The following is a 16,001-nucleotide window of genomic DNA, read 5'->3' as shown; positions in this document are numbered from 1 at the left end:
CTCCCTCATCTCCTCGCCTTTTCCGCCCGCCTTCGCAGTTGTGTATCGGTTTTTCATTCATCGAATGCAACGGAGGCAATCATGTCTGATTCACTGCTCGCACCTTCGGTAGGCCTGTTCCCGGTGTCCTACCAGATCGGCAACAACGCCGCTGGCGCCCCGCGCCTGCAGCTGGATCTGCTGGTCCATACCCCGGACCGCAGCCTGAACGGCGCGGCCCAGATCACCCAGGCCATCAACCCCCCGCTGGACCTGCACCTGGACGTCTGGGGCAGCTACACCTACCTCACCGTCCAGCCACCGAGCGAAGGAAGGATCCTGATCACCGCCCAGGGCAACCAAGGCGGGCCGCACGCCAACTCACCGGTGCAGTTCAAGTTCAGGGCGCTGCTCGACCCGAGCTGGCAACACGGCGTGGCCGACTACGAGTACTACAATGGCCAGCGCTGGGTGAACGTGGACAACGTCCCGGTCACGCTGGAAGGCCAGCGCATCCAGCAGTTGGCCAATGTCGACCTGCACAGCGAACTGCACAACGCCACCCTTGAGGCCGCCATCGCCAATGGCGATCTCGCGCACCTCAAGCAGTTGGCCACCGGCGGCCTCGACCAGGCCCTCGCAGTGACCAAGTCCCCGGCTACCAAGGCCGCCAAGAAAGCCTGAGCAGGCAAGGAGAGACACCATGGCAATCGGACTGTTCCATGTTCGGCTGAACGTCAGCAACGGCTTGCTCGGAGCCCCGACGTTGACCCTCGACCTGCTGGTCAACACCGTGACCAAGAAGGTCTCCGGCAAGGCTCGCGCCAGCCAGGCCACCTACCCGTCGCAGCCATTCCAGGCCAACGTGTGGGGTGACTACAGCGAGCTGCAATTCGCGCCGGCCGGCGCGCCGTCGATCGTCCTGAGCCTGGACGGCAGCCCCAGCGGCCCGCTCAGCCAGATCGCGCAGACCTTCCACCTGCACGGCCTGCTGGACACCGGTTGGAACAACGGCTCGGCCAGCTACCGGTACTTCACTAACGGCCACTGGGTCGATCAGCACGGCAGAATGCGCAAAGCGCCGGATGTGACCCACCAGGGCCGTCCGCAATTGGCGCAGCGGCTGAAGGCGGCCGTCAGCCAGCTGGAAAGCGTGTAACCCGCAAGCAGCGTTCGCCGGCAAGGCCACTTGCCGGCGCAACGCCGATCAACATTCGACGAAGGCCACCGCCAGGCCGCCCCGCGACGTCTCCTTGTAGTTGGCATGCATGTCGGCGCCGGTGTCGCGCATGGTGCGGATGACACGGTCAAGCGAGATGAAGTGCTCGCCATCACCCCGCAGGGCCATCTGCACGGCATTGATCGCCTTCACCGCCGCTATCGCATTGCGCTCGATGCACGGCACCTGAACCAGCCCGCCGACCGGGTCGCAGGTCAGCCCGAGGTTATGCTCCAGGGCAATCTCGGCGGCGTTTTCCAGTTGCGGCGGTGTGGCGCCCAGCACTTCAGCCAAGCCCGCAGCGGCCATCGAGCAGGCTGAGCCGACCTCGCCCTGGCAGCCGACTTCTGCCCCTGAAATCGATGCATTCTTCTTGCACAGGATGCCGACTGCGGCAGCGGCCAGCAGAAACGCCACTACATCGTCGTCACAGGCGCTCGGGTTGAACTTCATGTAGTAGTGCAACACCGCCGGGATAATGCCCGCGGCGCCATTGGTGGGCGCGGTAACCATGCGCCCGCCGGCGGCATTCTCTTCATTGACCGCCAGGGCAAACAGGTTGACCCACTCCATGGCGCTCAAGGTCGAACCGATCACGTTGGGCTGCCCGGCCTCCTGCAGGCTGCGGTGCAGCCGTGCGGCACGGCGCTTGACGTGGAGCCCGCCGGGCAGGATGCCTTCGTTGCGCAGGCCGTTGTCGACGCAATCGCGCATTGCCGCCCAGATCCGCAGCAGGCCTTCGCGCACCTCGGCTTCTGGCCGCCAGGCGCACTCGTTGGCCAGCATCAGTTGGCCAACGCTCAGGTTGTTGGCCTTGCACAGGGCCAGCAACTCGGCGCCGCTGGAAAACTCGTACGGCAGGTGAACGGCATTGGCCTCTGCCTGTGGCGCGTCGATCTCGCCCTGCTCGACGATGAAGCCGCCGCCGATGGAATAGTAGGTCTGCTGGAACAGGCTGCCCTGCCCGCCCACGGCTTCCAGAGCCATGGCATTGGGGTGATAAGGCAGGCTTTCGTCCAGCAGCAGCATGTCGCGGGCATACTGGAATTCCAGCGGATGGCTGCCATCGAGCATCAGGCAATGCTCCTGCAGCAGCTGATGGATGCGCGGCTCGATGGTGGCCGGGTCGATGCGGTCCGGCCACTGGCCCATCAGGCCGAGCAGGCAGGCGCGATCAGTGGCATGGCCGACCCCGGTGGCTGAAAGCGAGCCGTACAGCCGCACTTCGATACGCTGTACCTGCGCCAGCAAGCCACGTTCGCGCAAAGCCTGGGCAAAGCTCGCCGCCGCGCGCATCGGGCCTACGGTGTGGGAACTGGACGGGCCGATGCCAATCTTGAAAAGGTCGAAAACACTGATAGCCATACTAATGCCTGAGCGTGTCGGCACTGATTGCTGCCGCACGCTGATCTAAGAAAATTGAACGGTATTGCCAATTTGCGCGATACTGCCGCGCTGACAGGCAGATGACCAACGAAACTTTCTAAGCGAGGCTTTAGCAGGGCTAAACGATGCGACGACAACTCAATGGCCAGATGTTCGTCTGGCTGCATGTTTTCTCCTGTGCGGCGCGCCACCTGTCGTTCACCCGCTGTGCCGAAGAACTGCACATCACCCCCGGTGCGGTCAGCCAGCAGATGCGCCAGCTCGAAGAACGCCTAGGCTACAAACTGTTCCTGCGCCGGGCGCGTGGCGTGGAGCTGAGTGCCGAGGGCCAGCGCCTGGCACAGACGGTCACCGAGGCCTATGGCAGCATCGAGGCCGAACTGCTGCGCCTGGATGCCGGAGAAATCCGCGGCACCTTGCGCCTGCGTTCGATCCCGTCGTTTCTGGCCAAGTGGCTCACCCCCCGACTGCCACGCTTTCAACAGCGCTACCCGGACATCGAACTGCGCCTGGTCGCCGAAGACAGCGCCCAGGCCTTGCACCCCGGGGACTTCGACCTGGCCATCGACCTCAACGACGGCAGTTACCCCGGCATGCTCTCGACCCCGTTGCTGGACGAACAGATCTTCCCGGTCTGTTCACCCGCGCTGCTGCGCGGCCGCCCACCGCTGCATGGCCCGGCAGACCTGGTGCATTACCCGCTGTTGCATGACATCACGGCCTGGCGCGGCAGTTCGGAATACGCGGAATGGGAGTTCTACCTGGAGGGTATCGGTGCCAGCGGGCTGGATGTGCGCCGCGGTCATACCTTCAACCGCAACCACCTGACCATCGAAGCGGCGATCGCCGGCATCGGCGTTGCCATTGCGCGGCGCACGCTGCTCAATGACGAGCTTGAGCGCGGCGCACTGATCGTGCCGTTCGGCCACTCCATCGCCAACCACAAGCGCTACATGGTGCACTACCCGCCAGGCGGGTTGAACCAGCCCGGCGCCCGAGCGGTGCACGACTGGCTGGTAGAGGAAGCCCAAGGCTTTCGCGCCTTGCACCCACTGGTGCTACCGGCCTGATCACTCGGCGGCGATGTGCTTGATGTCGAAGTCGAACGACGGCACATAGCCGGTACCGAGCAGGTGCGGGCACTCGGAGGTCTTGAAGTCATCGCTGAGCAAGTCCTGTGTGCTGTCATAGCCCGGCATCGATATCCCGGTCATGTTCAGCAGCGTGTGCGGTAGCGACGCGATGCTGACCTGCTGATCTTCCCTGGTCTTCAACTTCTGCAATTTGCCCGACTGCTCCGGCGAGAGGTTGCCGCTGGACCAGACAAACGCCGATGTCGCCAGGTCATACTCATTGCCCATGCCATGGCCCAACAGTTGCCGGCTGTCATCCAGAAGGTTCTCGCCATGGTCCGACGAGTAGACCAGCAGCGCTTTCTTCTGGCTGGCCGTCAACTGCTGCATGATCGAGGACAGTAGCCAATCGGTGTAAAGGACCGAGTTGTCGTAATCGGCCGTGATCCGGTCTTTCTGGCTACCGCTGGCAGGCTTGAACTGGGCGAAGTCAGTTGGGAAACGCCGCGCGTACTCGAAGTGGCTGCCCTTGATATGAATGAATATCGCCTGCCGATGCCCATGGGCCTTGCCCAGCACGCTCTGTAACACCGGTATCAGCGATCCGTCATAGCTGCGTTCCAGGTACTGACGGTATTGAGCTTCAGCGGCAATCTGGGGAATGATCCCGCCAAAACTGTCGACCTCCTGTGAAGACAGCCAGTAGGTGTCGTAGCCGGCCGCACGGAAGATCCCTACCAGCGATTTGTTCGACGCAATCAGGTCCCAGTCACGGATCGGTTCCAGGCTGAGCAGCGAAGGCACGGCGACCGAGGTATAGGGCGCGGTCGTGCACATGCGGTTGAACTTGAACAGCCCCGGTTGCTGATCGAGGTGGGGGGTGGTCCTGTTCTGGTAGCCGTACAACGACCAGTTGTGCGGGCGCGAAGACTCGCCGATGACGAACACCAGGGTCTCGATGTCGGCCTGGTCGGAGAGGCTGGTGATCTTCACCTCAGACTCCAGGCGCTGCTTGATGTACCCCTTGGACTCCACATACAAGGTCGCCGTCAGGCCGATCTGCGACAGGTAACCGACGGGCGTGCTCTGGTCTTTCGCCACCAGGTCGAGCACTGCCCCTTTACTCAGCGAGTTGGCCTTGACGGTTTTGTAGAAGTAAGCCCCATAGCCCAGCAGCAAGCCACCCAGCGCCAGCACAAGAATGGCCTTGTTGCGGTACAGCCGACGGCCATGTAACCCGGCCAGCCCCACCCCGTAGCACACTGCGAACACAGCCAGGATGCTGGCGATCGAGCGCCAGTAGGTGGCGAAGAAATCCGCCCCTTCCTTGTAGTTGGTCAAGGCAATGAACAGGTAGGCCGCCGTCAGGCGCGAACCGAAGTTCAGCACTACGAACAGATCGATGCTCGCCAACAGGTAGAAGGGCAGCAGCAGCAGATGCACCTTGAACTGGTTGGCGGATACGAAGCGGATCGCCAGCAGCCACAAGAATGAAATGGCAAAGGTGTACAAGACCAGCAAGTCGACCTTCGCGCATTGGCAATCCGCCAACAGCCTGGCCAGCAGCGGTGAAAACAGAAACGCCCATAGCAGCAGCGAGGGCCACTCGGCTTTCAACAGCCTGGCGGCACCTGCCCCTCCCGCTGACAAGCTGCTCATGCCCCTCCCCCTTTCCGCCGCACCAGGTTCCGGTGTCAGTAAGCCTGCTTGCCGGTAAAGGCATTGACCGTTCGCACCAGGATCACGAAGTCGAGCCACAACGACCAGTTGTTGATGTACTCGATGTCCGAATTGACCCGCTGGATCATCTGCTCGATGTCCTTGGTTTCACCCCGATACCCCCGCACTTGTGCCAGGCCGGTCATGCCGGGCTTGATGTTGTGGCGGGCGAAGTAATCGACGATGTCTTGCGAGTACAGGGTGTCGTGCTGCAAGGCATGGGGACGCGGGCCAACCAGCGACATATCGCCGGTCAGTACGTTGAACAGCTGCGGCAGCTCATCGAGGCTGGTGCGCCGAATGAATGCACCAACCCGGGTCAGCCGCTTGTCATTACGCTGCGCCTGTTCGACCACACCGTTTTCCGGTTGATGCACGTGCATGCTGCGGAATTTCCAGATGCGGAACGACTCTCCGGTCCAGCCCGTGCGATCCTGGCGGAAGAACACCGGCCCCGGGCTGTCGAACTTGATGATCAATGCGACCGCCAACAACACCGGTGAAGCGCACAGCAGGATGAGCGCGGCCAGCACGCGGTCCTCGAGGTTTTTCAGGAACAGGCTGGTCCCGGTCAGTGGCGTTTCCGACAGGGTCAGCACCGGAATCCCGGCGATTTCACGCACGCTGTGGTTGATCAGGCGCAACGAGAAGATGTCTGGCACCCAATTGACCGCGATGCACTTGTCCAGCAACTTGAGGTAGACATCCTGAATGACGGCGGAGCCGCCAAGGGGGGTTACCAGGTACACCGTGCGGATGCCATGCTGGGCAATGATCTCGTCCAGATCGGCGATGCTGCCCAACACTGGCAGGCGCAGCTTTGCATCTTGCGCCTCACGGGCCTGATCCTCCTCCTGGTCGACCCAGATGCAGCCCATTACCCGCTCACCGAACCACGGGTTGTTGCTGATCTTCTGATACAGGAAGTTGGCCAGGTCGCCATTGCCGATGATCAAGGCATTGTCCAGCCGCGCATGGGCCGTGAAGCGCTTCTGCAACTCGCGCATGGCCACATGCAGGAACAACTGGACGATATAGCCGATGACAAACAGTTGAACGACCAGCAGGCGTGAGTAGGTTTCGCTCTGCTTGGTCAGGAAGGCGATGACCACCAGGAAGCAGAACGTCGCCGACCACGCCTTGAACAGCCTGAAGGCCTTTACCGAAAGCCCCACATTGCTGCGGTAGATGGCGTAGTGGTCATAAATGACCGCCAGCGCGCCGATCAGCAGCAGGAGCATGATCACATAGTCTGAGGTGATGTAGCCAAACTGGTCGTAAATCAGGTACCACGCCACACCAGTGACGGCAATGCCGTCCAGACCCGCTTGAATGGCGTTGCTGACGCTGCTTCTACGCTGGAGCAATGACCGACTGCTTCTGGGTTCGAACACCATCGTAAGGCCTCACTGAACTGTGTGTGGCAAATGCCTGACCATCACAACGAAGCGATGGAAACTCACCTCAGGTACCTGAAAAACCTTTGGAAATCTGCAGCACGGCGCCCCGCGTCGATTGATATCACTGTAGCAGCACCCGGCGTTTGCTGCGGAGCCGTTCGACCACCCCGACAGGCAGCATTCAGCTTCATCACGACGCCCGATGCGCAGGTGCCCTGGCATAGAGCAGCGCACGCAACAGGAACAACGGATTACCAATCACATAGCGCGTAAACAGGCGCTTCGGCTCTTTGAGCAACCTGAAAACCCACTCACCGTTCAACCGCCTTACCCAGTGGGGTGCTCGGGTTACCTTGCCGCCCAGAAAGTCGATAATGGCGCCGCCGCATACGATCAGGCAGGGGCTGTCGAGTGCCGCCAGGCAAGCCGCCACCTGCTCCTGTTTGGGCATCCCCATGCCCAGCACGATCAGCGCTGGCTGGTGAGCCAAGGCGAGGCCGAGGTAGGTGTCTACCTCGGCAAAGCCATCGTGCCGTGACACCACGTGCACGCCATATTGCGCTTCGCAGCGCTGAGCGGCCGCGGACAGGAACGGCTCGCGCGTCCCCCAGAATGCCACGCGCCTGCCATTGAAGGCCGCCAGCAGCTTGGGGATGAAGTCCGTGCCGTTCATGTTGAGCCCGGGGGCCAGCCCCAGGCGCCGCAGCAATATCGCCATACCGGCACCATCACGCAGCAGCACGTCCGCTGCCGCCAGTGCCTGACAGTAATCGGCCTTGCCCGCGACCAGGTTCATGGCATGGGCGTTGACGAAGCCCAGCACAATTGCCCGCTGTGGCGAACTCAGCGACACCAGCAGGCGTTGCTCGTCGGTTGCATCCTGGACCAGGCGCAGCCTGCCCATGACCGACTTCCAGCGTTGCAGCCAGGCCCATGCTTCCATCAGCTGTCATCCCGCTTCGAACGCACCCAATCCACCTGGCGCTTGAGTAGAAACCCCAGGTACAGGGGAATTTTCCTGGCCGCATAGAAAGGCGCGTACATCAGTACAGCGAACGGGATCAGCTCCCGTGCGAAGCGCGCCCACGCCAGCAGGACAGCAGCGCCAAGCAGGCCCAACGCCAGCGTGGCAAGTAGCGCGGGCAACAGCACACCGAATACCCCGAACGCCAGCCAGGTGAGCGCAAAAAGCACCATCAGCAGCATTGACAACAAGGCCAGCGGCGGCACCAGCATGTCGGCAGCCATGCCCAACAGCGGCCAGTTGCGTTGCAACAGCGCGCGGCCCAAAAACCTTGGCCCTTCGGCCAGCACCACCCCCAGGTGACCATGCTCCCAACGCTTGCGCTGGATGCTCAGGCCTTCCTGGCTGGTGGGGAAGTGACTGTTGACGACAGCCTCCGGGCAAAACAGCGGCGGTTTGCCAAGCGCAGCACACTCCAGGCCCAGCTTCAGGTCTTCGACCAAGTGCCCGGTTGCCAGGTTGACGGCCGACACGTCTTGCCAAGCAAAGGCCATGCCCGCCCCCATCAACTGACAGGGCAAGCCCGCCCTGGCCCAACCACGCGGGCGGACCAGGTTCTTCACCCGCCAGGCAAAGGCGGCGACCTGCACCTTCAACCCGGCGCCGGCAGGCGCATGCATCAGATACAGCGCTTGTGCGGGCCGGGCGTTGTCGACACAACAGCGCGCCAGTTGTTCGAGCGCACCGGCCCCTACCTGGCAGTCTGCGTCAATGATGATCAGTACCTCGGGGGGCGACTGGCGCAGATGCTGCACCCCGAAGTCCAATGCGTAGCCCTTGCCTCGACGCTGGTGATCCTGGCGCTCGACCACCTGCGCGCCTGCCGCGCGGGCCAGGCTTGCGGTCTGGTCCGTGCAGTTGTCCGCAACCACCAGCAGCTGGTCGCCTTCACGCAATTGCGGCCGGATGCTGGCAAGCGTCGACGCGATCAGCGATGCCTCGTTGTGCGCGGGCACCAGCACGGCAACCCGTGTACGAGGACCTTGGCTGGCGCCTCGTACAGGCGCAGGCAGGCAGGCCAGCACCACCTGGGAGAACAGCACCAGCGTCGGCAACAGGACCAGCAGCGCCGCCAGGCCCAACAGCCCGCTCAACAGGGTCAGCATGTCGGCACCTTGAAATGGCCGACCAGCCTGGCGGCTTCAGTATCGATGTCGTGGCGCGTGAGCACGCGCTGGTAGGCGGCCTCCCCCATGCGCTGCAGAACCTCCACCGGTTGCTGCAGGCAGTCGAGCATGGCCTCGGTCAACGCCTCGACGGAACCTGCCGGGAACAGCCAGCCGTTCTCACCCGGGTGGACCAGTTCAGGAATGCCGGCCACGTAGGTGGTCAGCACTGGCCGGCGCAACGCCATGGCCTCCATGATCACCACCGGCAAGCCCTCGGCAAAACTGGGCAGTATAAGGGCACGCGCGGCGAGGAGTTCGTCCCGCACCTGTGCACTGCTGATCCAGCCGGTGATGCGCACGTGCGCCTGCAAGCCATACCGTGCAATCAACGTCTCGATCGGGCCGCGCAATTCGCCATCGCCGGCCAACACCAGTTCGAAGGCCACGCCCCGACTCAACAGGACACGCGCCGCCTCGATCAGCAGCAGCTGGCCTTTCTGCTCACACAGACGCCCCACGCAAACCAGCCGAGGCACAGCAGGCGGCGCAAGCGCTGTGCCCTCGTGGAAACTGCGCTCCAGCCCACAATGCACGACCTTGACCTTGCCCCAGTGCTCATGGGCCACCCAGCGGTACAACTGGCTACGACCGAAGGAGCTGACGGCAGCCACGAAAGCGGCCCGCCGCACCTTTTCGCCCAGGTGCAGGATCTGCGCCTTGTCGAATTCTTCCGGCCCATGCACGGTGAAGCTGTAGGCCGGCCCGCCGAGGGCATTGGCCAGCATCACCACCTCGGTCGAGTTGGTGCCAAAGTGCGCGTGCACATGTTCCGCAGCGGATGCCTGCAACCACTGCACCACCCGGCACGCTTCGGCCAGGTAGATCAGGTGATAGGGCCATGGACGATCAGCGCGCCAGCCCAGGCGAAGCGCCAGGCGCAGTGCGCCAAGAAACCGCTTGGGTTGTGCCCGCACGATCTCGAACAACGGCTTCAACAAGCCCCTCAGCCCTTCCTGCAGCACGTAGCGGGTTTTGCCCCGCTCAGCCAGGTCCTCGGCGTCGTGCAGTTCGGCATCCCAGCCTCGCAAGGCGATACGCTGAACCTCCATGCCCTGGCGCTCCAGCGCCAGTATTTCGCGGCGAATGAAACTGTGACTGACCTTGGGATACTGATTGATGAAATAAGCGATACGCATAGTGCCCCGAATCTGAGTCCGTTTACTGAATGGCCAGGCCTGCCGTGCTGTGCTGCACAGGGCTGCCGGCCAAGGCGGCTTGTATCTGGCCGAACGCGTCATCCAGCAACGCATGGCGCCTGCGGTACATGGCCCGTTTCTTCGCTGCGACTTCCTCAACCGCGCGTTGCGCGGGTGCCAAGGGGATGATGAAAAAGTCCTCGCGGTCCGAGGGCCCGGCGCCGTTTTCCTGCCAGATCACATCGTAGTTGGCCGCCAGGTCCTGATGCTTGTCGGCGCCAAAATAGGGATGGCGATGGTGGCGGTACTCGTCCCCCACCGCATAGATACGCACGGCCCCCAGCGTTCTTGCCACACACTTGATCGCTTCGATCAACAGGCTTCTGGGGCGCAGGCCTTCGAAGTCCTTGGTCAGGTCGCGGTAGATCGTCAGCGAGGTCTCGCTGTCCACGCCCTTGTGGATGCCCTGCACTGCGCCGATATACAGGCACAAGCCCTGCGCTTCACGGCACAGGGTAAAGGCGAGCGAGGCCACGCGCAGTTCGCCCTGGAACAGGTTGATCACCAGCTCCCCTTCGCGCTTGAACCAGATCGGCCGGTCAAGCACCAGGCTGCAGCCGCTGGAGTATGCCGACAGGTCGCACAGCTGCCGGTGCTCGTCACGTCGCAGCAGCAGCAACGGGGCACATTGCGCAGCGACCACTTCATAGTGCGACGCCACTGCTTCCAGACGCTGCGGGGCGCTCCAGCATTTGCTGATGTAAGGCCACTGAACGACGCCAATGCAATCGACGCCCAACCGCTCGAAGCGGTCCTGGCCCAGTGCCCGGGACATGCGCTGGGCGAAGGCCTGCAAGCCGGACCACTCCCGGGCCATGGATACCGTCAACTTGTACTTGTTGTTGAGCGCGCGCAGCGAATAACCGGGCTGCAAGGTGAGTACGCTCTTGGCCAGCGATCTGAACGTCATCGTCATGTCATTTGTACTCGATCAGCAGCGCCTTGCCGGCCGCATACCTGTTCAGCAGGAACTTCGCCTGGCCGAGCATTTCCGGGAACTTGCCCAGCACCAGGAACACCGCCTGCCACCAGTTTTCCCGCGTCGAACGCTCACCCCGGCGGGCCAGGCGCACGATCTGCAGCGGATAGATCAGCAACAGCAACAGCCCCCAACCGCCCGACAACAGACTCACGGCGAGGATTGCCAGCGGCAGGTTCAGGCCCCATAACCACGCGCGCCGTGATTCACGCAACCAATGGCGCTCCGGCGTCTGACCATGCAGGTACGCGCCTTCGGCGTAGGCATAACCGGCACGTAGACTACGCCGCCACCATTGCCCGAATCGGGTCATGGCGGCATCGTGCAGGGTCATTTCATCGGGCAGGCGCCAGACCTTCCAGCCGCCCGCGCGCAAGCGCACGCACAGCTCCGGCTCTTCGCCGGCAATCAGTTCCGGACGAAAACCGGACACCGCCATGAAGGCGTCGACACGCATCAGTGCATCACCGCCGCAGGCCTTGGCTTCCCCAACGGGTGTGTCCCACTCCAGATCGCACAGCAGGTTGTACACCGAGCGCTGTGGGAACCGTTCGCGGCGGCGGCCGCAAACCACTGCCACGTCCGGGTGCTCGTCGAGGAACGCCTGGGCCTTGCCCAGCCAGTTGGCATCCACTTCGCAGTCGCCGTCGACGAACTGTACATGGCGGATACCGGGCACGATGCCTTGCAGGCAGGCAAAGCCTTCGTTGCGCGCTCTTGCAGCGGTAAAGGGTTGCGTCATGTCCAGCGCCACCACTTCGACGCCCAGCCGATGCGCCAGCTGTACCGAGCCGTCGGAGGAGCCGGAATCCACGTACACCAGCTGGTCCGCACGCCCCATCAGCGACAACAGGCAGCGCTCCAGGCGCTGGCCCTCGTTGCGGCCGATCACCACCACTCCAATGCCTGTATCCATGGGCCTCACTCATCAGCTTCGGGCTGGGTCAGGTGTACTGCACCGCATCGCTGTGCTTGCGCGCCTTGATGGTCGCGGGCACTCCCACTGCCAGGCAGTTGTCCGGCACATCGATCAGCACCACCGCGTTCGAGCCTATCGTCACGTTGTTACCGATGCGTATATTGCCCAGCACCTTGGCGCCGGCGCCGATATCCACGTTGTTGCCGAACACCGGGGCGATGGGTTCGTCGACATTCTTCAGGCCCACCACCACGCCGTTGCGGATCCGGCAGTCATCGCCAAAACGCGCATAGCCACTGATGACGATGCCGCCGAAGTGGTCGATGACGAAGTTGCGGCCAATTACCACCTCGCAGGGCAGTTCGACCCCGGTGATGATCTGCACGAACTTGAACAGCACCTTGTAGACGAAGGAGCACACTTTTCGCAGTAGCGCCGGGCGTACGCCATAACGCCAGCGGCCAAAGCGGTAGACCAGCAGCACCCAGAAGCCCTGGGCGCCCCAATCACCCCCATGCGCGCGCAAGTCTGCACGGATGTTATCGAACATGGTTTCACCTACCGTGTGGGTTGGCTGGCAAACTGGGTCTTGAACAGCAGTGACCAGGTGGCGCGGGCATGCCGCCAGCACGCCTTGATCGCAACCAGGCCGCGGCCTTTGAGCAATGCCTTGAGCGCCAGCACCAGGTCGCCCAGGCTCACCAGCAGCATGTGCAGTGCCAGCCCCGCCGCGCCGTGATGCTTGCGGAAATACAACAGCTCGCTCTCGATCTGATAACCGGATATCTGCCGGCTCGCCGCTTCCAGTTCGGCCACCGACTTGGAGCTTTCACCACCGATATGCACCACGGTGGTGTCGGGGAAGTACACCACTTTCCAGCCGGCCGCCTTCACCCGCTTGCAGTGGTCCACTTCCTCGTAATAAAGGAAGTAGCGCGGATCGAACAGCCCTACCTGGTCGAGCACTTCACGGCGCACCAGGTAGAAGCAACCGGGCAGCCAGTCGCACTCACGTACCGAGGCGTGGTCCCAGTCCATTTCATCGACCATTTTCAGCCCCGGGAAGAAACGCCCGAGCCCGGTGCGCCCGACGAACACGTTCAACGGGGTCGGGAAATAGCGGCAGCTCGGCTGCAGATCGCCATCCCGGCCCACCAGGCGCACGCCAAGAATGCCGCATTCCGGGTGTGCTTCCATGTAGTCGACGGTTTTCTGCAAGCTGTCGGCAGCCACGAAGGCATCGGTATTGAGCAGCAGCGCGTACTTGCCTTGCAGGTGCGCCAGCAACTGATTGTTGGCGCGGCCAAAACCGACGTTGAGCTTGTTGCTCAGCAACAGCGCTTCAGGGCAGACCTTGCCCAGGCGCTCCACCGAGTCGTCAACCGAGGCATTGTCCACCACCAGGTAGCTGGCCAACGCCTCACCACCCGCAGCGCGCAGTGCATCGAACATCGGCTGCAGCAACGCTGCGGTGTTGAAGTTGACCACCATCACATCGACTGGCTTCTTATCCATTGCTGCCGTCCCCGAAGAAGAAGCGACGCCGGTGCATAGCCAACGTTGACTCCAGTGCCGGGTCAAACGAGCCTTTGCGTTGCTTGATCAGGTCTATCCAGGGGTAGGCGTTGCAACGCTCTTCGACCCGCTTGATCAGGTCTTCAGTGGTGCAGATGAACTTGGCCGGGTTGCCGCCGACCACGGTCCCCGGGGGCACGTCCTTGGTCACCACGGCACCAGCAGCCACCACCGAATCAGGCCCGATGGTCACGCGCGGCATGACGATCGCACCATGGCCGACAAAGCTGTTGTCCCTGACATCGATGACACCGACCGAGTCCAGCTTCTTGCCGTAGCACAGTTCGATCAGCGCGACCACGCCGTCGTGGCCAAGCAGCGTGCAATCGGACAAGCCGACGTTGTTGCCGATGCGCACCAGCGCCGGGTCGGTGACGTTGCAGCCCACATTCATGTGAAAGTTGTTGCCCACGGAATAGAACCTGCCCCATCGGTACTGGAATTCGCCCCACTGCCTCGGTGTCGGTTTGCAAAGTTTCAGGTAGGCCGTAACGCCTCGCCCGGTGGTGTTGGCATAATGCGCCACTGCATTGCGTATCCATCCAAACATATGGCAAGCCTCGCAAATCAAGCGATCCTGGACTGTCCCTGAGGCGAACACGGTCTCGTTCTTGTAGGTGCTGACCCTGTCGCACTCAACCCTTTCACACCGCTACTTCAGTTCTGCCGGTTCAGGCCGCCGCTCCCTTTATGGTGTTCATCTTCTCGTTGAGGTGGTCGGCCAGCCTCAAGGCGAACTGCAGCAGTGGCATGGTCGGGTTCGAGGCTCCGCCGGTGGCGAAGATACTGCTGCCGGCGACATAGAGGTTTTCGATGCCGAATACCTTGCAGTTGGTATCGACTACCCCGTCCTTCGCGGCGGCGGCCATTCGCGTGGTGCCCATGTGATGCGCATGCGGCGACAACGTCAGCGGCAGGCTGGTGTCGTAGACGTAATCGCTGAGCTTGATGAAACCCAGGCCCATTTCGGCAAACTGCTTGGCCAATTCGTTGCCGATGCACTTGATGGTGTGCCGGTCATCAGCGCTCAATACCCAGTTGACATTGACCTTGGCCACGCCCAGTTCGTCCTTTTCATCCAGCAACGAGATACGGCTCTGAACGTTGGGGAACTGCTCGATCAGCGTGGTGATCACGCCATCGCCCGGGCAGCTGAACTTGGCCACGAATTCGATCTTGCTGGCCACGCCCATTTCGCAGGCCAGGTTTTCCAGAAAGTGCTTCACTTCCGCCGTGCGGCCATAGGTCCGCACATCATCCAGCACCGACGCCAGTACATTGCCCTTGCCGGCGTGGTATTCGGCGACGAAGGCATCGGTGGTGAAGTATTGACGCGGCTCGGTGTCCTCCCCGCTGCGCAGTATGAACTTGCCCATGTCGATATTCAGGTGCTCCATGAAGCACCGACCGACCAGGCCGTCCTTGCGCACGATGCCCGCGTCCGCCAACGACTGGCTGTTGAGCAGCTGCCTGGCGTTTTCAATGGCGCCCATGGCCAGGATGTAGTTGCGCGCGGTGACCGGCTGACGCTTGCCGTCGTAATCGGACACCTGAACAGCTTTCAACCGGCCGTTGACCTGATCGAACAGGAGGTCGACGCAGTTGCAGTTGATGAACACATCCAGCCCAGGCGTTTCGTCGAGCGCCGTGGCGTACTTCTGCGCAAAGCGTGTTGGCGGGCTGAGCAGGAAACGGTCGGCATCGAAATCGCCACCTTTCAAGCCCGGGTTCACCGCGCGAAACTCCGCGCCCTGGGGCAGATCGACGATCTCCATGGCGCCCGGCAGATAGCGCTCGATTTCAGCGTAGGTGATCGGCCAACCGGGCATGTCGACGGGCGGTGGCACGGCAAAATCAGATTCAGTGAATGGCCGGCAACGCCCCATCCAGTGATTGGAGGTGCCGCCCAGGTAACGCAGGCGGGCTTCGCCGGGATACAGCTCGAGGCCGGTGGAGGTGCACTTGTACAGCGCCTGCGAGCGCGGCGTGTATTCGCGCGCGCCCCCTTCGAGCAACGCCACGCTCCATCCCGCAGCTGCCAGGCGCAAGGCCAGCGTGATCCCCGCAGGGCCTGCACCGATGATGCAGAAGTCGTAAGCATCACGCAGGGTCTTGTCGGTGTCGTAGTCCTTGATCATGCGCGTCCGTCCTGGAAGTACCCCACCGGCAACACCCAGCCATTGATGATGACGAAGCCGCCCTTTGGCTCTGGTTTGCGCGCTGCATTGGCGCTGGCATTGACGCAGACACCGAACACGGCCACTCCGGCACTCAACAAGACACAGTTACGTAGAAAGCCTCTCCGCCCCAGCAACGGAGTACAAAACTGCAGCTTCCCCATGATCACAGCCCCATACCGTTGA

At 62.4% G+C, this 16,001-nt stretch carries 16 protein-coding genes; 3 read left to right on the top strand and 13 right to left on the bottom strand.

Translation table 11 applies throughout. The features are described 5' to 3' along the window. Nucleotides 1–81: 81 nt before the first annotated feature. Together ACLEJU_RS16030 and ACLEJU_RS16025 are read left to right on the top strand one after the other, a co-directional pair. Nucleotides 82–663 (top strand): DUF1842 domain-containing protein, encoded by a 582-nt coding sequence (locus tag ACLEJU_RS16030; protein WP_435422739.1) that lies wholly within the window; start codon nt 82–84, stop codon nt 661–663. Between the two features lie 19 nt (nt 664–682). After that, nucleotides 683–1,138 (top strand): DUF1842 domain-containing protein, encoded by a 456-nt coding sequence (locus ACLEJU_RS16025; RefSeq protein ID WP_435422738.1) that lies wholly within the window; start codon nt 683–685, stop codon nt 1,136–1,138. 48 nt (nt 1,139–1,186) lie between these two features. On the opposite strand, the gene ACLEJU_RS16020 is transcribed toward ACLEJU_RS16025, so the two are convergent. Beyond that, on the bottom strand, nt 1,187–2,563 hold the full coding sequence (locus ACLEJU_RS16020; RefSeq protein ID WP_435422737.1) for an L-serine ammonia-lyase: 1,377 nt from the start codon (nt 2,561–2,563) through the stop codon (nt 1,187–1,189). Between the two features lie 146 nt (nt 2,564–2,709). On the opposite strand from ACLEJU_RS16020, the gene ACLEJU_RS16015 reads away from it, so the two are divergent. After that, nucleotides 2,710–3,654, top strand: a complete 945-nt coding sequence (locus ACLEJU_RS16015; RefSeq protein ID WP_435422736.1) for a LysR substrate-binding domain-containing protein — start codon at nt 2,710–2,712, stop codon at nt 3,652–3,654. On the opposite strand, the gene ACLEJU_RS16010 is transcribed toward ACLEJU_RS16015, so the two are convergent. The 12 genes from ACLEJU_RS16010 to ACLEJU_RS15955 all read right to left on the bottom strand — a co-directional run bounded on the left by ACLEJU_RS16010 (nt 3,655) and on the right by ACLEJU_RS15955 (nt 15,895). Next, nucleotides 3,655–5,316 (bottom strand): phosphoethanolamine transferase, encoded by a 1,662-nt coding sequence (locus ACLEJU_RS16010; protein ID WP_435422735.1) that lies wholly within the window; start codon nt 5,314–5,316, stop codon nt 3,655–3,657. Nucleotides 5,317–5,351: 35 nt separating this feature from the next. Beyond that, a complete protein-coding gene (locus ACLEJU_RS16005; RefSeq protein ID WP_435422734.1) occupies nt 5,352–6,773 on the bottom strand; it encodes an undecaprenyl-phosphate glucose phosphotransferase in 1,422 nt (473 codons plus the stop codon). A 193-nt stretch (nt 6,774–6,966) separates the two neighbouring features. Further along, nucleotides 6,967–7,719, bottom strand: coding sequence for a WecB/TagA/CpsF family glycosyltransferase (locus ACLEJU_RS16000; RefSeq protein ID WP_435422733.1), 753 nt, complete (start codon nt 7,717–7,719; stop codon nt 6,967–6,969). Next, nucleotides 7,719–8,906, bottom strand: coding sequence for a glycosyltransferase family 2 protein (locus tag ACLEJU_RS15995; protein WP_435422732.1), 1,188 nt, complete (start codon nt 8,904–8,906; stop codon nt 7,719–7,721). The genes ACLEJU_RS16000 and ACLEJU_RS15995 overlap by 1 nt, the downstream gene beginning before the upstream one ends. Then, complete coding sequence (locus tag ACLEJU_RS15990) at nt 8,900–10,105, bottom strand: glycosyltransferase (protein WP_435422731.1); 1,206 nt, start codon at nt 10,103–10,105, stop codon at nt 8,900–8,902. The genes ACLEJU_RS15995 and ACLEJU_RS15990 overlap by 7 nt, the downstream gene beginning before the upstream one ends. A gap of 22 nt (nt 10,106–10,127) precedes the next feature. Next, on the bottom strand, nt 10,128–11,075 hold the full coding sequence (locus ACLEJU_RS15985) for a DUF535 family protein (protein WP_435422730.1): 948 nt from the start codon (nt 11,073–11,075) through the stop codon (nt 10,128–10,130). Between the two features lie 7 nt (nt 11,076–11,082). Then, entirely contained in the window at nt 11,083–12,060 is a 978-nt protein-coding gene (locus tag ACLEJU_RS15980) for a glycosyltransferase family 2 protein (RefSeq protein ID WP_435422729.1), read from the bottom strand. A gap of 28 nt (nt 12,061–12,088) precedes the next feature. Continuing rightward, on the bottom strand, nt 12,089–12,613 hold the full coding sequence (locus ACLEJU_RS15975) for a serine O-acetyltransferase (RefSeq protein WP_294338275.1): 525 nt from the start codon (nt 12,611–12,613) through the stop codon (nt 12,089–12,091). 8 nt (nt 12,614–12,621) lie between these two features. Further along, nucleotides 12,622–13,578, bottom strand: coding sequence for a glycosyltransferase family 2 protein (locus ACLEJU_RS15970; RefSeq protein ID WP_435422728.1), 957 nt, complete (start codon nt 13,576–13,578; stop codon nt 12,622–12,624). Further along, entirely contained in the window at nt 13,571–14,188 is a 618-nt protein-coding gene (locus ACLEJU_RS15965) for an acyltransferase (RefSeq protein ID WP_435422727.1), read from the bottom strand. The genes ACLEJU_RS15970 and ACLEJU_RS15965 overlap by 8 nt, the downstream gene beginning before the upstream one ends. 121 nt (nt 14,189–14,309) lie before the next feature. Next, nucleotides 14,310–15,776: an FAD-dependent oxidoreductase gene (locus ACLEJU_RS15960; RefSeq protein ID WP_435422726.1), complete on the bottom strand. Its 1,467-nt coding sequence runs from the start codon at nt 15,774–15,776 to the stop codon at nt 14,310–14,312. Then, entirely contained in the window at nt 15,773–15,895 is a 123-nt protein-coding gene (locus tag ACLEJU_RS15955; protein ID WP_435422725.1) for a hypothetical protein, read from the bottom strand. The genes ACLEJU_RS15960 and ACLEJU_RS15955 overlap by 4 nt, the downstream gene beginning before the upstream one ends. Nucleotides 15,896–16,001: the final 106 nt, after the last annotated feature.

The sequence above is a fragment of the Pseudomonas sp. SMN11 genome (assembly GCF_052041945.1).
In the GTDB taxonomy this organism is placed as follows: Bacteria; Pseudomonadota; Gammaproteobacteria; order Pseudomonadales; family Pseudomonadaceae; genus Aquipseudomonas.
Note: the sequence above shows the minus strand (reverse complement) of the source record. Positions and strands in the feature narration are given on the sequence as shown.